Raw genomic sequence first — 20,133 nt, 5'->3', positions numbered from 1 at the left:
AGATCGTCAGACGGTCATAATATCTTTTTCTTTGATTTCAGCAAGCTTGTCAACCTTCACGATATAGCTATCGGTAAGTTTCTGAACCTCTGCCTCTCCGCCTTTGATCTCATCTTCAGATACACCTTCAGATTTCAGGCGCTGGATCTTGCCGTTTGTATCTTTCCGGATATTCCGTATCGCTATGCGTCCTTTTTCAGCCTCTTCCTTCACTTTTTTCACCAGTTCTTTACGGCGCTCTTCAGTCAGGGGAGGTACATTCATGCGGATCACAGACCCGTCGTTCTGCGGATTTAAACCCACATTAGAATCAACGATAGCCTTTTCGATCTTACTTAAAAGAGACTTCTCCCAGGGCTGCACAACAAGCGTGCGGGGATCGGGAGTGTTGATGCTTCCAACCTGGCTAAGCGGAGTTGGATTACCATAATATTCTACCATTACACTATCCAGCATAGATGGCATCGCTTTACCAGCCCTGATCTTGGTTAACTCGGCATCCGTGTGATCAACTGCCTTGTCCATCAGAGATTTGGAATCGTTAAGCTGCTTTTTTATAAGGTCACTCATAAAATCGGTTATATTATGTTGTAAAAATAAGTATTTTTTATCCTTTAACTAATGTTCCAATTGCCTCACCGCTGGCTATTTTCATAAAATTGCCCGGCTTGTTCATATCAAACACAATGATTGGAAGCTTGTTCTCCTGGCACAGTGTAAACGCCGTCATGTCCATCACATTAAGCCCTTTATCGTATACTTCCTGGAATGTAATTTCATCATAACGCACAGCATCCGGATGTTTTTCAGGATCTGCGGTATAAATGCCATCCACGCGCGTACCTTTCAGCACCACGTCAGCCTGAATTTCAATAGCCCGGAGGGAAGCGCATGTATCCGTTGTAAAGTAAGGGTTTCCTGTTCCCGCACCGAAAATAACGATCCGTCTTTTTTCAAGGTGTCTTACGGCACGTCTGCGAATAAAAGGCTCACAGATCTGTTCCATTTTGATGGCAGTCATCAGCCTTGTCTTCACACTAAGCTTTTCAAGCGCATCCTGAAGAGCCATGCTATTGATCACTGTTGCCAGCATCCCCATATAATCTGCCTGAACACGGTCCATTCCTGATTTTTCAGCACTAAGGCCCCGAAAGATGTTTCCTCCTCCGATAACAATAGCGACTTCAATGCCCTGGTCGAATACAGCCTTGATGTCCCGGGCGTATTGAATAACGCGGTCGCTGTCGATACCGTACTGTTTTTCACCCATTAAGGATTCGCCGCTTAGTTTTAAGAGGATACGCTTATACTTCATATTATAGATTTGAGAAATGAGTTTTGAGATTCGAGAAATAAGCCTGTCTTAGAAATGTCTCTTTTCGATCCATGTTTTTTTGCCGATAAGAAGGCTTGAAAGCCGGGCAAAAATAGTGTTTTTAGTTGAAAGGATAACCATAGGAGTTACGATTTTTTGAGTTACGCTTTATGGTCTGCAAGGGAGGCCATTAAACAAGGATTTAGACATGATTGCAGGACCATAAGGTCCGTGAATGGCCGATTGCAGATATTTAATAAAAAGTACACCACAATAAAGCCTTCCCATCGAGCTTCTCCTTCAAGACTCCTGTCAATCCAGCTCCATCGCTAACCCGCTATACCTAACGCACTATACCTAACCAGCTACACCTAACCCGCTATACCGGAGCCGAAAGCCAATTGCTGACAGCCGAAAGCCATAAAAAAAGCCGGCCAGGGAGAATTCCCTGGCCGGCTTTTTTTATAAAAATTTATGCTCCTAACTGCACACGTTTAAACGCAGTAACAGTTAAGTCTTTAGAAACACCATTTAAGAACTGAGCGATCGTTTTAGAAGAATCTTTAACGAACTCCTGGTTCAGAAGGGTAGAATCCTTGTAGAACTTGTTCAGTTTACCCTGAGCAATCTTTTCAACCATTTCTTCAGGTTTACCTTCAGCACGGATCTGCTCTTTCGCGATATCAAGCTCACGCTCGATCGTGCGTGAATCCACATCACCTTTATCGATAGCTACAGGATTCATAGCAGCAATTTGCATTGCAACATCTTTTCCAGCTTCTTCTGCACCTTCAGCGTCAGCGCTTAATGCAACAAGAACACCAAGACGATAGTTACCGTGGATATAAGCAATTACTTTCTCACCTGAAACCACTTCATATTTATTAACACCGATCTTTTCACCGATCTTACCAGTCTGATCAAGGATCTGATCAGCAACCTTAGAACCGTTGAGTTCGAGTGATAACAATTCTTCGAGAGAAGCAGGCGCTTTCTCTACTGCAAGGTCAGCAATGCTGTTACCAAAAGCGATGAAGTCAGCATTCTTAGCAACGAAGTCAGTTTCGCAGTTAACTTCTACGATAACGCCTGTTTTTCCATCAGCAGTGGTCTTGGCAATTACAACACCTTCGTTAGACTCACGGTCCTGACGGCTTGCAGCAACTTTAGCACCTTTCTTGCGGAGGTAATCAATTGCAGCTTCAAAATCGCCGTTAGACTCTATTAAAGCTTTCTTGCAATCCATCATACCAGCACCAGTTTGCTGGCGCAGTTTATTTACATCTGAGGCAGAAATTTGTACAGTTGACATTTTCTTATTTCCTTAATTAAAGTTTATACATAAACAGTTGTGGGTTGCAAGTTTTGTGCTGCAGGAGATCCCGGAACACAAAACCTTCAACCCACAACAAGTAATTATTCAGCGCTTTCGCCTTCAGTTTCTGCTTCAGCAGTTACTTTTGGCTGACGTGCAGGAGCTTCTTCTTTAGCCTCGCCGTTGTCAATCTTAGCTTTGGCAGCAGCAGCTTCTTTTTCAGCTTCGTCTTCTTTCTCACGCTTACGCTCATCTAAACCTTCCTGGATAGCCTGGATAATGATACCAGTGATCAGGGAAATAGATTTAGTTGCATCGTCGTTAGCCGGGATAGGGAAATCGATGTTAGAAGGATCAGAGTTAGTATCCACCATTGCGAAGGTAGGGATATTTAACTTCAAAGATTCTGTAACAGCAATATGCTCTTTCTTTACGTCGATCAGGAATAAAGCAGCAGGTAAACGGTTAAGATCAGAGATACCACCAAGGAGGCTCTCAAGCTTAATACGCTCACGCTGAATCATCAGCTTTTCTTTCTTGGAAAGAACATCGTAAGTTCCGTCTTTTGTCATCTTGTCGATGTTAGACATCTTCTTGATTGACTTGCGAACGGTAGCAAAGTTGGTAAGCATACCACCTAACCAGCGCTCAGTAACAAAAGGCATATTTACAGATTTTGCCTGTTCAGCAATGATATCCTTTGCCTGTTTCTTGGTAGCCACGAATAACACCTTACGGCCAGACTTTACGATCTGTTTGATTGCCGCAGCAGCTTCTTCGAGCTTAGTTAAAGTTTTATTTAAATCTATGATGTGGATGCCATTGCGCTCCATGAAAATGTACTGAGACATTTTCGGATCCCATTTACGGGTAAGGTGACCAAAGTGTACACCTGCATCCAGTAGTTCCTGATATGTTGTTCTAGCCATTGTTTGATCCTCCTGAAATTAACGTTTACTAAATTGAAATCTTTTGCGTGCTTTTCTGCGTCCTGGTTTCTTACGTTCAACCATTCTGTCGTCACGGGTCATTAAGCCTTTAGCACGGAGACCTGATTTAGCTTCCGGATTTAACTCAACAATAGCTTTAGCGATTGCTAAACGAACAGCTTCTGCCTGGCCTTTAACACCACCACCAGCAACGTTAACGTTGATATCGAATTTACCGGCAGAGCCAGAAACTTCGAGAGATTGGTTAACGATGTATTGTAATGGTAAAGTAGGGAAGTATTCAGTGTAATTTTTACCGTTTACGGTAATGTTGCCGCTGCCATCAGATAAATAAATACGGGCAACTGCAGTTTTTCTTCTTCCTGAAGTGTTTGTAGTTGGCATTTCTTTTCTCTTTTAATTAAAGTTTGATTTCTTTTGGGTTCTGTGCGATGTGAGGATGCTCGCCTCCTGCATAAACATACAGGTTGCCGAATAAAGCACGGCCCAAACGATTCTTAGGTAACATCCCGCGTACTGCTTTTTCAATTATACGCTCCGGATGTTTCGCCAATAACTCTTTAGGAGAAACGAAACGCTGACCACCTGGATAACCTGTGTAACGAACATAAGTTTTGTCACCCAGCTTATTACCGGTCAGTTTTACCTTGTCTGCATTAATAACGATCACGTTATCGCCGCAGTCTACGTTTGGGGTGAATGTAGGCTTGTGCTTACCGCGAATGATCATCGCGATTTTGCTTGACAAGCGCCCCAAAATCTCGCCCTGAGCGTCAACAACAATCCATTCCTTGTTAACGGTCTTTTTGTTGGCTGAGACAGTTTTGTAACTTAACGTATTCACTTGCTTGATATTAAATTAATTAAACAATATAGTATACCCCATAAATTGGGACTGCAAAGATAGATCAAAATGTTTAATATTCAAATAGCTGGTTTGGAATATTTTAAACCTTTGGAAGGATCGCCGGATGATGCTTTTGTTTTGTGCCGCGCGGAAGCTTTGGTTGGGCCTGTTCTGCTCCTGTTCTGATCTTGAAGGCTGGGGCCGGACTCTTGAGGCGCTTGCCGGCCTTCCGGGCGATGTGCTAGAGAGACGGGTAAGCGGATCGTTAACTAGGCAGGGATCTTTCAGATCGAAACCAGGGTGGAAGTTGGGAGTGAAATTAGGTCAGCATAGATATAGTACGGAAACGGCTATACAATATCCAATCCTGTATAGCTTGAACAAACCCGGCTTTGAGATAGGACAAGTACCGGGGCTTTTCCGGGACAATTCCGGGACAACAGGCGGGAGGCTACGTGTTTTCCGCGTGTCTTCTGCGTGTCCTGCTCGTGTCGGCCTCGGGTTTGAGTCGCAGCCGACTCGCAGAAAACACGTAGAAAAGTCGCAGACCTGTGCGAAGCATCCCGATACTGTCCCGGAATTGTCTGGAACAGGGTATAGCTTTCAGAGGGAGAGTGGCACGAGCTGAGAGGTGGTGTTCAAATTGGGGTGTCAGAGTTTGATTATTTCACTATTCAGTGGGTTAAAAACATCGGGAGGAACCGGATTGTGCTTTCTAAGCACTTGTGGCTCTAAAAAAAGAACCAGGGCTTTTCAATGCCTGGCGCTATAGAAGGAAACGTTCTTTTAATCTTTTTTCAGAAGACCTTTCAGGAATTCGATAGTTGAATCCTTATCTGCAATGGTCTTTTCGAGGTTTGCTATGTATTTTTCTTTTTCTTCAATTACCTTTTTGTAAAGTTCGCGTTCTTCATCTGAAGTGCTTTGCTGGATGGTGACTTCCTTATTGTAAATACTTCCATTGTTCTCGTTTTCCTGATGTACATAGATACTCTCATCTGCGTTGATCAGATCAACCAGCGATGTATCCAGTATCTCCGCAATCTGATTCAATCTCTCCAGGTCTAAGCGGGTAATGCCATTTTCAATTTTCTGCCAGGCCTTGACGGAAAGATTTATTTTGTCGGCCATTTGTTCCTGGGTGAGGCCTATGTTCGAGCGGATCTTCTTGATCCTTAAAGCAACAGCATTCATGATAATTTATCAAACAAGGATGAATGAGCTAAGATAGGAAAAAACTGCCAGTGATTAGAATTCCTGGTTGATTTTAAACGGTGGTTTTAGTCTAATCCGATGCTGGAAGTCTTTAATATACATGATCTCAAAGCAGCAAAATAAACAGCATCAAATTATGGTTCTCGTTACCTCCTTTCGGTAACATCCCGCTTGCCGGTGCAGTATATCCGGTGCATCTGGCTTGAATGAGTTTGGTGCCCTCAAAATGAGTGATTGCACGATATTTTTTGCATAGCCTGCTTAGTTGAATAGTCAGGTATATAAATCTTTGGTCCGACCGGCTCCTGACCAGTTTCTGATCTGCAACGCTACAGCAACGCTTTCCCTACGCTTTTGCTTCGACAAATTCCGAACGGAAAGCGTAGGGAAAGCGTTCCGAAAGCGTAGGGAAAGCGTTGCAGATCCGAAGCCAATCAGGAGCCAACCCGAAGGATGTCTTACCCTGAAATGGCTATACAAGTTAATGAATAAATCCTGATTTAATTATACACGATGAATTGTTAATCCTGATTAGATTATACAGTTGTCTTATCCGGGAATAGGATAGTGCTCGGTAGTGCTCAATTAAGTGTCAGCTAGGTTAATGAATAAATCCTGAATTAATTATACATGATGATTTGTTATTCCTGATTGGATTATACAGTGCAGTTTAGTAATCCTGCCTGAGCTATAAAAGGGCAAAATCCTCCTTTTTCTTGTTATTTTTTCGACATTTAACTAATGCGCCAGCCCGCAAGTGGCTGCCCGGCTGTTTTCGGCTATTTTCCTTGTGGTGCGCTCCAGGAGCCGGGTCTTCAGTGATGCAGGTAAAATTCCTCTTTTTGTTTTCATACACTCCTTTTTTGCGTATAGCTTTTTTAGAGACGGATACAACTTGTTATATAGCCTCTTTCCGCTGTAAACCAAAATAATTCTTTTCATTATGACAGAAATAGTATCTTTACCCCGAATTTAGAAGGGTGCCCACACTACTACCGGGCAGAATTTATAAACAGTGAGACCTCTTAGATATATAAAAGTAGTAATACTCCTTATTTCCTTATGTTTAGCAACCGCACTTAAGGCACAAAATCAACAGGATTTTAGTAATATCCGTGTGGATGAGTTGACTGACACACAGATCAGGCAGTTTATTGCCCAGGTGGAAGCTGCAGGCCTCAGTGAAGCGCAGCTTGAGCAGGTAGCATTAGCAAGGGGTATGAGCTCCACTGAAATTCAAAAGTTACGTCAGCGTGTAGATAAACTAAAAACTACGGAAGCTCAGAAGAGCGGGAAGCAAAATCAGCAAAAGAATAACACAACGCCTTCAGGAAGCAACCGTCAGGGCTCCTACGGGCGCAGCTATAACTTAGATCAGCCAGATCCTGTAGATTCTTTGCAGGTCAGAAGAGATACATTAACACTCGCGGAAAAAACATTAGCCTCCTTAAAGTCGAAAATATTTGGTGCCGATCTGTTTCGCAATCAAAAGTTAACTTTTGAACCTAATTTGCGGCTGGCTACACCACGCAATTACCAGATCGGACCCGATGATGAGCTTTTGATAGACATTTATGGTTATTCAGAAGCGAGTTATCAGCTTAAAGTATCACCGGAAGGAACTATCAATGTTCCCTATATCGGGGTGATTCCCGTCAGCGGCATGACCATTGAGCAGGCCTCCTCCCGGATTAAATCGCGTCTTTCGACCATTTACTCCGGATTAAAGAGCGGAAATACTTCCGTGAGTATAGCCGTTGGCAACATCCGCAGTATTAAGGTGATTCTTACAGGTGAAGTAGTAAAACCTGGAACATATACACTCCCTTCGCTGGCGACTGTCTTTAATGCGCTCTATTCATCAGGTGGTCCCACTGAAAACGGATCCTTCAGGCAGATTGAATTAATACGCGCCGGAAAGAAGATTGGAACCCTGGATATTTACGATTTCCTTTTACACGGCGAGTTCAAAAATAATTACCGCTTGCAGGATCAGGATGTTATCCGTGTTCCGAACTATCAGAAGCGGGTAGAGATTGTCGGCGAAGTAAAACGTCCCGGAATCTTTGAAATGAAACCGGAGGAGAAGTTGTCTGACCTTATTCGATTTGCCGGCGACTTTAATGAGAGAGCTTATCGCGTCAGGGTCAAGGTTTTAAAGAACACAGCAACAGAAAGAAAGATCGACGATGTAACATCCGATAAATTTTCAGCGTATTTACCCTCAGGAGGTGACAAATATTTCGTGGATCAGATTCTCGACCGGTTCGAAAACCGTGTAACCATAGAAGGTGCAGTATTCAGGCCCGGACAATTTGAACTAAGTTCCGGTTTGACTGTCAAGCAATTAATTCAGAAAGCAGAAGGACTTCGTGAAGATGCTTTCAGAAACAGGGCTTATATAACCCGCCTGAAAGATGATCTGCAGACGGAGCTGGTTTCGTTCGATGTGGCAAAAGTGCTGAGCGGAGAAGCTCCTGATATTGCGTTGAAGCGTGAAGATGTGATCACGATTTCCTCCATTTTCGATTTGAAGGAAGAATATAATGTCAGAGTGGAAGGGGAAGTCCTTAGACCCGGCAGGTTAAATTTCGCCGAAGGAATGACATTAGAGGACGCTATTATACAGGCAGGCGGACTTAAGGAAAGCGCCACTCCGAAACGTGTGGAGATTTCCAGGAGAGTAAAGAATAGCGATGTAATGTCAGAGTCAGCCACTACGGCGCAGGTGTTCCAGATAGATATTAACCAGGATTTGAAGAGAGCAACCGCCGGTTTTGTCCTCCAGCCTTTTGACATTGTTGCGGTAAGGCCATCAGTTGGATACTCTAAACAGAAATTAGTAAAAGTAGAAGGAGAAGTGCTGTATCCCGGTATTTATACCATTACACGTAAGGATGAGCGAATCTCTGACCTGGTGAAAAGAGCGGGAGGTTTTACGGCCTATGCTTATGTTGATGGAGCTTCTTTACAAAGGCCAGGATCGCAGGAGCAGGATAGCATAGACGTTCAAAAGAAGCTTGAAAAGAATAGGCTTAAGCAGTTTCAGAGGTTGCAAAAGAGCATCAGTGATACGCTTAAGATTGAAGAAGAGGTTGTAAGAAATGATTATGTGGGGATTAATCTTCCCAGGATCTTAAAAAAGCCGGAAGGTAAAGATGATTTATTTCTGGAAGATGGAGATATATTGACCGTTCCGAAGCAATTGCAGACGGTGAAGGTAAGCGGCGAGGTGTTATCACCTGTAACAGTGGTTTATTCTGGAGGGAAAGGATTTAAAAGGTATATTTCAAATGCTGGTGGATTTAGTGATAAGGCGAAGAGAAGAAGTGCATATATAATCTATGCGAATGGATCAGTTGAGAGTGCTGGCAAGTTTTTGTTTTTTAATAATTATCCGGCAGTGAAGCCGGGATCAGAAATATTTGTGCCGAAGAAGGCAGAAGGTAGGAGGATGACGCCGGGAGAAGTTGTGGGAATTACGAGTGGATTGGCGTCGTTGGCGGCGATAATTGTGGCGTTGTTTAGATAGATGAATACTAGGGCTAAAAGAGTGGAAAGCAAAGGTAACTCTCAAACTACGAACCTCGAAGATGAAATTTCATTTAAGGAATTTGTTTTCAGGATTAAAGACGGATACAATTATCTCGTTTCAAAGTGGAAAATAATTGTATTAATGAGTTCGATCGGAGCGCTTTGTGGGCTTCTTTATGCCTATTTTGATAAACCTGTTTACATAGCTGAATGCACCTTTGTATTGGAAGAGCAAGGCGGAACAGGGGGATTGGGGCAATATGCTGGTTTAGCTTCAATGGTAGGGATTGATATAGGAGGAGGAAATAATGGCCTCTTTCAAGGCGATAATATTATTGAGTTGTATAAATCCAGGAGGATGATACGAAAAACGCTACTATCTATTGGAAGTTTTGAAGGGAAGAAAGATTTGCTTATTAATAGATATATAGAAATGAATCGTTTTAGAGACGGATGGACGAATAATCCTTCTTTGAAAAATATATCTTTTTATGTGCCTGAAAATCAATTCAAACGCCAACACGATAGTATTATAAATGTAATGGTTAAAGACATCAAAAAGAATCATTTGATCGTTGAAAAACTAGATAAGCGACTGAGTATCATAAGTGTAAAACTGAGTTCTAAGGATGAATGGTTCTCAAAGGTGTTTGCTGATAAGATAGTAGAAAATGTCAATGGATTTTATGTCCAGACTAAAACAAAGAAGTCTTCAGAAAATTTGAAAATCCTTCAGAAGCAGGCAGATAGTGTAAAGAATGTATTGAATTTATCCCTGGGAAGCGTTGCCTCGGCCATAGATGCTAATCCCAATACTAATCCTGCATTTCAGTTTTTGAAGGTTCCTTCTCAACGGCGTCAGGTCGATGTGCAAGCTAGTTCAGCAATTTATGCAGAGGTAACAAAGAATCTCGAGATAGCTAGAATTGCATTGAGAAAGGAAACTCCTTTGATTCAAATGATAGATTCGCCCGTTTTGCCTTTAGAAAGAAAATATGTTAGTAAGGCCATGGGCATAGTAGCTGGTTTTATTGTAACAGGACTGATTACTTGTGTGTTTCTTTCAATTAGGGCTATGATTAAGAGAATGCTACAGAATTAGTGAAATGCCTGCGACTATTGGCGATAAATGTCTTTAGAGCAAAACGAATAGTATAGTGAGAATCGGTAAATCACAAAATATAGAAGTATAGAGTTTTAACCACGTATGAGGGAGTATAGACCAATCAATCTAATCTTAATTTACCAGTTGTAGGCGTAGAAGCCCAAATTATATATAATAGATTAAAGTGAGCGATAAGTGCTAATTCCGTAAAAATGGAAAATAAGAAAAAAGTCCTTATAATAAATTCTAATTATCCTAATGAAGGAAACTTGTATGGAGACGTTTTTGTGCATTCAAGGGTGAAGCATTATTTGGATATATTTGATATTCAAATTTTGGGTTGTCGCCCCGAACTTGATAGCGATCAGTTTTATAACCATGAAGGAGTAAATGTTATTAATGCAAGCTCTAAAGATAAGTTCATGTATTATTTTAACCTTCAGCAACCAGCGGCAATTTGTATTCATTTCGTGTCAGATTGGATGATAGAGGCCTTTATTAAAAGAACAAACATTCCTATCTTGATTTGGATTCATGGTTATGAAGCCCTTGGCTGGTATAGGCGATTGTTTAATTATTCGATATCCTCAACGTTCAGTTTTGTTAAGTACATGATATCAAATACCAGACAAATGTGGTATATGCATAAACTTGCTTCTATTTCCAACAAGACTGGAAAAATTCAATTCATATTTGTGTCAAATTGGATGAAAAGGATAATGGAAAGAGATACACTGTCTCAGATAAAAAATTATAAAATAATTCCCAATCCGATTGATTCAGACTTATTTCGATATAGAAAAAAAACGAGTGATTTTCGAAAGAAGATTCTTCTTATCAGATCTTTTGATTCCACAAAATATGCAAATGATGTAGCTATAGAAGCAATAAAGATATTATCGAAACGTAAGTTTTTTGGTGAATTAAAAATCTCTATTTATGGTAAGGGGAAGTTCTTCTCTGTTTTGACTAGAGACCTTACAAATTATAAGAATGTGGAAATTCATAATAAGTTTATTTCAAATGTGGATATTCCTCAAGTACATAATTTATACGGTGTATTTTTATGTCCTACCCGTCAAGATGCACAGGGGGTTTCGATGTGTGAAGCTATGTCTAGCGGATTGATTCCCATAAGTTCGGACAACACTGCTATTCCCGAATTTGTAGAGAATGACATTAATGGGTTTTTAACGCGTTCAGCTATGGAAATTGCTGATAAAATAGAATATCTTTTTAAGAATCCAAATCGGTTCTGCGAGATGTCAGTTAACGCGTCTAACATGATCCAGACAATATCGGGACATAACGTGGTTATTAGTAAGGAAGTTTGCTTAATAAATGAGTCAATAAACCGCTAACACAATGGATTTCTATGATAAATGATAAAATAAAAAATCTTTTTGTCTTTGGAACACGTCCCGAAGCTATAAAGATGGCGCCAGTTATCACTGCTTTTAAAGAATGTGATCAATTTTTTGAGACTAAAGTTTGCGTCACAGCGCAGCATAGGGAAATGCTGGATCAGGTATTATCTTTTTTTGGAATAGTTCCTGATTTTGATCTGAATTTAATGACTCCAAATCAAACATTAAATAGGATTACAGGTGAAGCTCTTTTGTTACTAGACGATATTTTAAAAGAATATGATCCAGATAATGTATTTGTACATGGAGATACCACCACATCAATGGCCGCTAGCCTAGCTTCCTTTAACCGTGGTATTAAAGTTTCCCATATTGAAGCTGGATTACGAACATATAATAAATATTCACCTTATCCTGAAGAAATCAATCGACAGATCACCTCAAAAATCGCAGATTTTCATTTTTCCCCAACTCTTAATGCTAAAAGCAATCTTCTTAAGGAAGGTATTGATCCTGAAAGTATAGTGGTTACCGGAAATACGGTAATTGATGCTCTGTTTTTTAGCCAAACCAAGCTGGTTGACTATGAGTCTGCACAAGTTGAAGAACTAAAACGGCAATTGGATTTCTCTAAACAGATTATACTAGTCACCGGGCATCGTAGAGAAAATCATGGTAGCGGATTTTTAAGTATTTGCAGCGCTCTTGATAGGGTCAGCAAGCTTGATAATATTACAATTATTTACCCGGTTCATATGAATCCAAACGTTAAGGGGCCTGTTTATGAGCGCCTGGGCGATAACCCAAATATTATTTTAATTCCACCTTTAAGCTATCCCGATTTTGTTTGGTTGATGTCAAAATCTAAGATCATTCTCACAGATAGTGGTGGCGTACAGGAAGAAGCGCCAAGCTTAGGTGTCCCAGTCCTCGTTATGAGGGATACAACCGAACGCCCTGAAGCTGTTGATGCTGGAACTGTAGTTTTGGTTGGGAGTGATCAAGATAGAATATTTAATACCTGTAAAGCTCTTCTTGATGATCTAAATCTTTATGAAGAAATGGCATCTGTTAAGAATCCATACGGCGACGGGCATGCTTCAGGTAGGATTTTAGACTTCTTTTTAAAGAAGTACGGAATAGGAGAAGTGAAGCTGGTAAATGCTTAGGTAATGCTTCATTTAATCAAGCGATACTTTAGATCGAATAACAATACCTGTCAGTGAGCTTACTTGCAAAATTTACGAAATTTTCATTAGGTACTTGGATTAGCGCTGGGCTTTCACTTATTAGTACCCCTATTATTTCATGGTTCATTATACCGGAAGATTTTGGTAAAGCGTCGATGTATTTGCTTGCATATAATCTCTTGGTTAATATCTTTTCTTTAGCTTCGGAACAGAGTTATTATCGCTTTTATAAAGAAAAACCTTCTTCCGAACATTCAAATCTATTGGTTCATTGTCTCGTACCACCAGTTGCGTTTACTCTCCTTGGGATATTGATCATGGAGTTCTTAAAAAGGCCTCTTTCTCTCTTTCTGTTTTCTAATCCTGGTGATGTTAATTCTGTTAGGCTTTTGGAATTCGCTTTGTTTGTCGGAGTGATTTTTAAATATCCTATGGCTATTTTGAGAATGTCAGGCCAAGCTATTAAATACTCTATCGTCCAAGTTACAATTTCTGTTGCTAATGTAATAGCGTTTTTTGTCGTTGTTAAGTTCTTCTGCCAGGATTATAGGTCTATAATCTGGGGATATGTTATGTCGCAGACTGCGGGGCTTTTTTTGAGTTTGATTTTAAGTCAGTATGGCTTTTCGAAAATTAAAAATGTTCGCTTTGATATTAATGAAGTTAAGGCGATTTTATATTATTGTATACCGTTCATTCCCACTTTTATATGTGATTGGTTTTTCCATGGCATCGATCGGACGTTTATTAGGGCATATTCCTCGTTTTCAACTTTAGGACTATATGCGGCTGGACTGAAAATTGCGATGAGTTTAAATATAATCCAAACTGGATTTAATGTGTTTTGGTTGCCATTCTCCTATGATACATATAAAGAGGAGAACTCAAAGGAGGTCTTGTTTCCACGAATTTTTAACTATCTTGTTTTAGCGTTTTCAGTGGGAATTCTTCTTGTAGTGATGCTTAATCAAGTCATAATTGAAGTGATGGCTAAGGAATATTCTGATGTAAGCGCTATTTTTCCCTTGTTGATGTTTGGGCCAATGCTATATACGCTATCGGAAGTCACAGTTGTTGGCATTAATTTCTCAAAGAAGACTATTAAGCATCTCTATATAATAATATTGTCGTCCTTGGTAAATACCACTGCCGCATTCCTTTTTATTCCAAGATTTGGTGCAACTGGCGCAACAGTGGCGATGTTTATAGGATATTTGTGTTTTTTCATTGCAAGGACTTTAATAGGCCGTAAATATTACAGAATTCGGATTGATTTCAAAAAGCTTACAATCGCTGTTTTAATCGTTATTATTCCTGTAGTGTCCTTAATGAAGCTGAATAGTACACTTTTGGCGTTCCCTGCCCTACTGGGTATTGTGATATTGTACAGGGCTGAGTCTTTTATCCTTTATGATAAGTTAAAGAGCTTCTTATGATTGGTATTGTTAACTATGGATTGGGCAATGTGGGCTCGATTCAAAATATGCTAAAAAAGATAGGTTACAGTTCTATTGTGGCTGAATACCCGGAACTGTTAAAAGATGCAACGAAAATTATTCTGCCTGGGGTCGGTGCATTTAATGAAGGAATGCGAAATTTAACTGAAAAGGGATGGATTTCCGTGCTTAATAAATTGGCCAATGAAGATAAATTACCTATTTTGGGAATTTGTCTGGGTATGCAGCTTATGACCAGCTATAGTGAAGAAGGAAATTGTGACGGATTGAATTGGATAGAGGCAAAAACGAGGAGGTTGAACTTGCCTTCGGATTTAAAAGTTCCGCATATGGGATGGAATACTGTTATTCCCAAGAAGGCATCGACATTGTTTGATTTAACGGAATGCGAGCTAAGATATTATCATGTTCATTCATATTACGTTGAACTAAAGGATGAGTTTTCTTATCAAACAGCGTGCACCTATTACGGAAGCACTTTTACTTCAGCCTTTCAAAAAGACAATATTATGGGAGTTCAGTTTCATCCTGAGAAGAGTCATAGATTCGGAATGGATTTATTAAAAAATTTCTGTGAAAGATGCTGAAATCAAGAGTTATACCGGTATTGCTTCTCAAGGATCAAGGACTAGTTAAAACAATTAAATTTAAACACCCTGTATATGTGGGAGACCCCATTAATGCCATAAAGATATTTAATGAAAAGGAGGTTGATGAGCTTATATTTCTTGACATTGAGGCGTCTTCTAAAGGGAAGCGACCTGCATTAGATTTAATCGAAAGCATCGCTTCAGAGTGTTTTATGCCTTTTTGCTATGGTGGTGGAATTAACAGCATACAGGTCATACGTGAGGTATTAAAGTTAGGAGTGGAAAAAGTAGCGATAAATTCATTCGCACTAGAGAATCCGGGATTTATAAAAGAAGCGTCTTCAATCTTTGGTAGTTCTACAATTGTGGTTTCTATTGATGTGAAGAAGAACATGTTGGGAAAATACAGGATATACTCACGTACAGGCGTCAACAATGTTGGGGGGGATGTTTTAGACTATGCAAGACTAATGGAAGCAAATGGTGCTGGCGAGATTTTACTTAACTCCGTGGATCGGGATGGATCGATGTCCGGGTACGATATTAAGCTTGTTAAGATGATTTCATCGGCGGTTGGTATACCAGTAATTGCTTGTGGGGGCGCTGGTGGATTAGGCGATTTCCGAGATGCCATTAAAGATGGGGGCGCCTCAGCAGTTGGTGCTGGAAGTTATTTTGTTTTTCATGGCAAACATAAAGCTGTTTTGATTACCTATCCGAAAAAGGAGGATTTGGAATCAATCATTTAATTTTCTATTAAATATCTAATCGGGTGAATGATTTAAAAATTTGTACAAGATGTGTCATGGATTCTACTGATCCCATGATCATGTTCGATTCTGACGGAGTTTGTAATCATTGTCATGAATATGACAAGCAAATAGGTTCATTATCGAAATTAACCAGTGATGATAGTTATTTAAGAACGTTGGTTGAAACTATTAAAAATGAAGGAAAGGGGAGTGCTTATGATTGCGTAATTGGTCTAAGTGGAGGAGTAGATAGTACATATGTCGCATTATTAGTTAAAGAATTAGGTTTGCGACCTATAGCGGTACATCTAGATAATGGTTGGAATTCTGAGTTGGCAGTGCAGAATATTGAGAACATAGTTAAAGCATTGGATATTGATTTATATACCTATGTTATTAATTGGATTGAATTTAGAGATCTTCAATTGTCGTTTCTTAAGGCATCTACTCCTGATATAGAAGTTCCTACAGACCATGCCATCTTTGCTATTTTAAGGAAGGTCGCGAAGAAATATGGTATCAGATATATAATCAATGGTATAAATGTCAAAACCGAAAGTCATCATGCATCAAGCTGGTCACAAGGACATTCGGATTGGAAGTATATAAGAGATGTGCAAAAAAAGTTTGGTAAAGAAAAGCTAAATACATATCCTCATGGTAGTTTTTACACAATCTTCGAAGATAGAATTTCCAATAATTGGATAAATATCTTGAATTATGTGGATTATAATAAGATTAGGGCTAAGAAAGTTATTGAGGAAAAGCTAGGATGGAGGGATTATGGAGGGAAGCATTTTGAGTCAATTTATACCCGGTTCTATCAGGGGTACATTTTGCCTGTCAAGTTTGGATATGATAAACGGAAAATGCATCTATCTAGCTTGATATGTTCAGGTGAGTTAACAAGGGAGGACGCATTCAGAGAACTTGAAAAACCTCCATATTCTGAGATGCTTCAATTGCAAGACCGAGAATATATTTGCAAAAAACTGAATATAAGTGCTGCTGAATTTGACGGTCTTATGAAACTTCCTCCCAGATCTTATTTTGATTATCCTTCTTATTACGGGAGAATTCTAAAATCCTCGTTCTATGGTCATATCGTGAAATTTATTAAATGGCTGTATAGGAAATGAAGCAGGAAGTTTGTTATTTCTTGTATAACGAAAGACCTTCATCTGGACTAATAAATAGTCAAGTATTATCCTTATTAAAGGAGATTAAGAGCAGCAGTTTGGATTTAAATATTACGGTTGTAGCTTTTTGGCAGTTCTGGATTTATTTTAAATATAGGGCTGAATTGGCTGAAATGACTTCTAAGCTTAGGGGAATGGGTGTAAGAGTAAAATCATTCCCGTTTGCGATACCTGAGCGATTTTTTTTCTCAAATCGTTTTCCTCTTATGCTCGCTAGAGTGCTGGTTTCATTGTTTGTGCTTGTATCTTTCAAGAAGTATGATGTTATTCATTCAAGAGGATACTTTAGCTCATTGATTACAAGTGATTTAAAAAAATGGCTGGGTTTTCCGAAAATTCTTTTTGATGGAAGGAGTCTATATCCACTTGAACATATTACGATCGGGACATGGAAAGAGACAGATCCAATTTTTAAATATTGGAAAGATCTTGAGAAACGAATAATTGAAAATTCTACATATAGTATAGGTGTGAGTAGACCTTTAGTTGATGAATTGAAAAGAATTTCTCCCAAGGCTAAAGTGTGTTATATACCTTGCTGCGTCGATACTCAAAGGCTATATTACTCAGAAGAACAGAGAAACTTGATAAGAGATAAAATGGATTGGAAAGATAAACATGTAATCGTTTATCTAGGTAGCCTGAATATCGATTTTTGGAATGATATAAATATATATGGTTCTTATTTTAAGAGGATAGCCGAGATTGATCAAAGCGCGTTTTTTTTAATTGTTACCAATAGTGATACCGAAGTTCTAAAGGTTGTTTTGCGTTCCAGTTTACCAGTAAACTCATTTAAGATAATAAGTTCAAAGTACGATGATCTATATAAATGGCTTTCGGCGTCTGATGCCGGAATTCAGGTTATGAAGCCGATAGCTGATGGATTTTCAAGATTGGGTGTTAAGGTTGCCGAATACCTCGCTTGTGGACTACCTATCATTGTAAATTCTAATGTGGGTGGAGCTGCTGCTATTCTTAAAGAGCATGATACGGGCGTTGAACTAAATATTGAGGATCCTGAATTATTCAAATCGAAATATATGACATTTATAGGCCGATTTGACGATATGAGACAAAAGTGTATGACGCTGGCTGAAAAGGAATTTTCTATAAGAGTTGTATCTGATCGTTATAAGAAAATATACAGAAATGGATAGATGAAAATTTTGTATTCAATATTGCTTTTCTTTGCAGTATTCGGCCCTAAGATTGGGCTGTATGATACAACGATACCTGCTGCTGTCATTTTGTTAATACTAACGCTTGCTAAAACAAATATAGTTTTAAGTGGGAACATCATAGTATTAAATGGTCTTTCAGTCTTTTTGTTTGTTTATTCAGGGTTTATATGTTTATTGTATATGGTGCCGGACAGCTTCGTTTTTTTTAGGTCACTGCGATGTTTGATTAGCACAGCTTGCATTAGTTTATTTGTTTTTAATTCCGATTATAGGGGAAAAGAAATATTAAACTTATTGGTGTTTTTTTTGATGGTTAACAGCTTTGTTATCTTATTGCAGATTCTATCACCTTCCTTACAGCAACTAATGGCTCCAATGACGGGCTTCGATAAGGATTTCAGTTCTATTAGAGCCTTTGGTTTGACACCTGGGTATGACTCTGCCGGGTATCTTTGTATTATGGGGCTTGTATTTGCTATTTACTTATTCGTTCTTACCAAGAAGACGTCTATAATTATTATAATCTATACATTCGTATTATCGGGTCTTTTTACAGGGCGATCAATTATGATGTTGATTGCTATTATTGTCTCTCTTCTGAATTTATACTTGTTATTAAAGGGGAGCTTCTGGCTAAAGGTATTCGCTAGTATTAATTTTGCTGGTGGCCTATATCTGTTCATTAAGTTTATCCTTCCTATTCTTATTACCACAATACCCTTCTTGTCTGGTTACGGGAGTATACTAATTAGTAGTGAAGAAACCAATGATTTAAGAAGCTCATTTTCTACTGGATCAGGAGATGATCTGGCACAAATGTACTTTTTACCGGATTCCTTTATTGAAACGATATTTGGAAGAGGGGTCAATCCGCATGATAGCGATGCCGGTTACATCAAGATAATACATATGATCGGTATAATAGGTTTAGTAGTTACAGTCTTACTTTATATTTACATGTATCAAAGATTAGGAATATATAGGAAGCGATTTAAGGAAGATGACAAACTACGTGCTTTATTATTGTCTACAAGAGTGGTTATTATTCTTATATTTTTCTTTAACATTAAGACTCTTTATTTTACTGCACGAAATTTTCATGAGATAATAGTAATTTCGTTTGTTGTAGCTTCGAAGGAGTTCAATGATAAGAAAAGACTAAATTATATGGCATAATGGATGTTTCGATCATCATTGTTTCATACAATACAAAGAACCTAACATTAGCTTGTCTTAAGTCTATTGTTGAATCAGAGACGGCGTTTTCCTATGAAATTCTTGTAGTTGATAACAATTCTTCGGACGGGAGCCAAGAGGCAATTAGTGTTTATTACCCTGAGGTAACGCTGATAAAGAACGACTCTAATGTCGGCTTTTCTGCAGCAAATAATATTGGGATTAGGCAAAGTATTGGAACCTATAAGTGGCTATTGAATAGTGACACGGTGCTTTTTCGTAATACATTGGAATTACTCATTTCTTGCGCTAAGACTACCGGTAGTAGGATTTTTGCGCCGAAGTTGCTTAATCCTGATCTGTCCAGTCAAAAGTCTTTGTTTCGAGAGCCAACTATTTTTAAGATTTTTCTCCGTCTCACCGATATTACCGTTTTGATTCGGCAGGTTTTAAGTTCATATTTTGGACGGTTTCTGGTAAGAATATTGAGCCCGAACGAAACACTGCATATTTATGATAAGAGGATTAGTTATGCGTCTTTCGCGAGTATTTTGATACATAGTGACGTTTTTACGGAGATGGGTTTATTGGACGAACATCTTACTTTTTATCACGAAGATTGCGAATTTGGTCTTAGAGTTAAAAAGAACGGAGAACGCATATATATTTGCAATATCTCTCAATTAATCCATTTCGGTGGCTCTTCTTCTGATAAGTTTTCATTTTGGACGTTTAAAAATGATATATCTGGACTTTTGTATGTATATAAGAAGTACTATTCAAAAGAGCAACAAATAAGACTCAAAAAGGCAATCCTCATAGCTATGAAAATCCGTCTGTTCTTAGTTAAATTTGGTTTTTATACAGAAATAAAGAAGATGGGAGTATATGTGAATCAGGAAAGGGCTAGTTCGAAAATTGATATAGATTATATTCG

Annotated in this window: 18 protein-coding genes; 11 read left to right on the top strand and 7 right to left on the bottom strand. The window is 39.0% G+C overall.

All coding sequences use genetic code 11. From position 1 onward, the window contains the following. Positions 1-6: 6 nt before the first annotated feature. The 7 genes from frr to DDR33_RS08920 form a co-directional block, all read right to left on the bottom strand. A complete protein-coding gene (gene frr / locus DDR33_RS08955) occupies positions 7-570 on the bottom strand; it encodes a ribosome recycling factor (protein WP_109415432.1) in 564 nt (187 codons plus the stop codon). Positions 571-607: 37 nt separating this feature from the next. Then, positions 608-1,315, bottom strand: a complete 708-nt coding sequence (gene pyrH / locus DDR33_RS08950; RefSeq protein ID WP_109415431.1) for a UMP kinase — start codon at positions 1,313-1,315, stop codon at positions 608-610. Positions 1,316-1,787: 472 nt separating this feature from the next. Further along, the gene (tsf, locus tag DDR33_RS08945) at positions 1,788-2,627 is read right to left on the bottom strand and encodes a translation elongation factor Ts (protein WP_109415430.1); all 840 of its coding nucleotides are present in this window, start codon (positions 2,625-2,627) and stop codon (positions 1,788-1,790) included. Positions 2,628-2,731: 104 nt separating this feature from the next. Further along, positions 2,732-3,559 carry a 30S ribosomal protein S2 gene (gene rpsB, locus DDR33_RS08940; protein WP_109415429.1) on the bottom strand — a complete coding sequence of 276 codons (828 nt, stop codon included), beginning with the start codon at positions 3,557-3,559 and terminating at the stop codon, positions 2,732-2,734. 18 nt (positions 3,560-3,577) lie between these two features. Continuing rightward, positions 3,578-3,964 carry a 30S ribosomal protein S9 gene (gene rpsI, locus DDR33_RS08935; protein WP_109415428.1) on the bottom strand — a complete coding sequence of 129 codons (387 nt, stop codon included), beginning with the start codon at positions 3,962-3,964 and terminating at the stop codon, positions 3,578-3,580. 16 nt (positions 3,965-3,980) lie between these two features. Next, a complete protein-coding gene (gene rplM / locus DDR33_RS08930) occupies positions 3,981-4,424 on the bottom strand; it encodes a 50S ribosomal protein L13 (RefSeq protein ID WP_109415427.1) in 444 nt (147 codons plus the stop codon). 789 nt (positions 4,425-5,213) lie between these two features. After that, the gene (locus DDR33_RS08920; protein ID WP_109415425.1) at positions 5,214-5,621 is read right to left on the bottom strand and encodes a helix-turn-helix domain-containing protein; all 408 of its coding nucleotides are present in this window, start codon (positions 5,619-5,621) and stop codon (positions 5,214-5,216) included. 1,036 nt (positions 5,622-6,657) lie between these two features. Between DDR33_RS08920 and DDR33_RS08910 the strand changes: the two genes are divergently transcribed. From DDR33_RS08910 to DDR33_RS08860, 11 genes are all read left to right on the top strand, one after another. Further along, positions 6,658-9,174, top strand: a complete 2,517-nt coding sequence (locus DDR33_RS08910; RefSeq protein WP_109415423.1) for an SLBB domain-containing protein — start codon at positions 6,658-6,660, stop codon at positions 9,172-9,174. A gap of 21 nt (positions 9,175-9,195) precedes the next feature. Continuing rightward, positions 9,196-10,278 (top strand): GumC domain-containing protein, encoded by a 1,083-nt coding sequence (locus DDR33_RS08905; RefSeq protein WP_158280686.1) that lies wholly within the window; start codon positions 9,196-9,198, stop codon positions 10,276-10,278. Positions 10,279-10,493: 215 nt separating this feature from the next. Next, positions 10,494-11,642: a glycosyltransferase family 4 protein gene (locus DDR33_RS08900; RefSeq protein ID WP_109415421.1), complete on the top strand. Its 1,149-nt coding sequence runs from the start codon at positions 10,494-10,496 to the stop codon at positions 11,640-11,642. A gap of 14 nt (positions 11,643-11,656) precedes the next feature. After that, complete coding sequence (gene wecB, locus DDR33_RS08895) at positions 11,657-12,817, top strand: non-hydrolyzing UDP-N-acetylglucosamine 2-epimerase (protein ID WP_109415420.1); 1,161 nt, start codon at positions 11,657-11,659, stop codon at positions 12,815-12,817. Positions 12,818-12,870: 53 nt separating this feature from the next. Further along, the gene (locus DDR33_RS08890) at positions 12,871-14,274 is read left to right on the top strand and encodes a lipopolysaccharide biosynthesis protein (protein ID WP_109415419.1); all 1,404 of its coding nucleotides are present in this window, start codon (positions 12,871-12,873) and stop codon (positions 14,272-14,274) included. Then, complete coding sequence (gene hisH, locus DDR33_RS08885; protein ID WP_109415418.1) at positions 14,271-14,882, top strand: imidazole glycerol phosphate synthase subunit HisH; 612 nt, start codon at positions 14,271-14,273, stop codon at positions 14,880-14,882. The genes DDR33_RS08890 and hisH overlap by 4 nt, the downstream gene beginning before the upstream one ends. Continuing rightward, positions 14,876-15,634, top strand: coding sequence for an AglZ/HisF2 family acetamidino modification protein (locus tag DDR33_RS08880; protein ID WP_109415417.1), 759 nt, complete (start codon positions 14,876-14,878; stop codon positions 15,632-15,634). The genes hisH and DDR33_RS08880 overlap by 7 nt, the downstream gene beginning before the upstream one ends. Before the next feature lie 23 nt (positions 15,635-15,657). Further along, positions 15,658-16,776, top strand: a complete 1,119-nt coding sequence (locus DDR33_RS08875; protein WP_109415416.1) for an N-acetyl sugar amidotransferase — start codon at positions 15,658-15,660, stop codon at positions 16,774-16,776. Next, a complete protein-coding gene (locus DDR33_RS08870; protein WP_109415415.1) occupies positions 16,773-17,996 on the top strand; it encodes a glycosyltransferase in 1,224 nt (407 codons plus the stop codon). The genes DDR33_RS08875 and DDR33_RS08870 overlap by 4 nt, the downstream gene beginning before the upstream one ends. Further along, complete coding sequence (locus tag DDR33_RS08865) at positions 17,997-19,196, top strand: hypothetical protein (protein ID WP_109415414.1); 1,200 nt, start codon at positions 17,997-17,999, stop codon at positions 19,194-19,196. It abuts the gene before it with no gap. Further along, positions 19,196-20,133, top strand: a 938-nt coding sequence (locus DDR33_RS08860; protein WP_109415413.1) for a glycosyltransferase family 2 protein, incomplete at its 3' end; no start/stop codon positions are given. The genes DDR33_RS08865 and DDR33_RS08860, both read left to right, overlap by 1 nt.

Origin of the sequence: Pararcticibacter amylolyticus (genome assembly GCF_003130405.1) — a bacterium.
Lineage (GTDB): Bacteria > Bacteroidota > Bacteroidia > Sphingobacteriales > Sphingobacteriaceae > Arcticibacter > Arcticibacter amylolyticus.
The sequence above is the reverse complement of the archived record's forward strand: the minus strand, read 5'-3'. Positions and strand labels throughout refer to the sequence as shown.

Coding starts and splice junctions, on each gene's coding strand:
- hisH (WP_109415418.1), top strand. CDS start 14,271: ATGATTGGTATTGTTAACTATGGATTGGGCAATGTGGGCTCGATTCAA.
- DDR33_RS08920 (WP_109415425.1), bottom strand. CDS start 5,621: ATGAATGCTGTTGCTTTAAGGATCAAGAAGATCCGCTCGAACATAGGC.
- pyrH (WP_109415431.1), bottom strand. CDS start 1,315: ATGAAGTATAAGCGTATCCTCTTAAAACTAAGCGGCGAATCCTTAATG.
- DDR33_RS08880 (WP_109415417.1), top strand. CDS start 14,876: ATGCTGAAATCAAGAGTTATACCGGTATTGCTTCTCAAGGATCAAGGA.
- frr (WP_109415432.1), bottom strand. CDS start 570: ATGAGTGACCTTATAAAAAAGCAGCTTAACGATTCCAAATCTCTGATG.
- DDR33_RS08870 (WP_109415415.1), top strand. CDS start 16,773: ATGAAGCAGGAAGTTTGTTATTTCTTGTATAACGAAAGACCTTCATCT.
- tsf (WP_109415430.1), bottom strand. CDS start 2,627: ATGTCAACTGTACAAATTTCTGCCTCAGATGTAAATAAACTGCGCCAG.
- wecB (WP_109415420.1), top strand. CDS start 11,657: ATGATAAATGATAAAATAAAAAATCTTTTTGTCTTTGGAACACGTCCC.
- DDR33_RS08865 (WP_109415414.1), top strand. CDS start 17,997: ATGAAAATTTTGTATTCAATATTGCTTTTCTTTGCAGTATTCGGCCCT.
- DDR33_RS08900 (WP_109415421.1), top strand. CDS start 10,494: ATGGAAAATAAGAAAAAAGTCCTTATAATAAATTCTAATTATCCTAAT.
- rpsB (WP_109415429.1), bottom strand. CDS start 3,559: ATGGCTAGAACAACATATCAGGAACTACTGGATGCAGGTGTACACTTT.
- rpsI (WP_109415428.1), bottom strand. CDS start 3,964: ATGCCAACTACAAACACTTCAGGAAGAAGAAAAACTGCAGTTGCCCGT.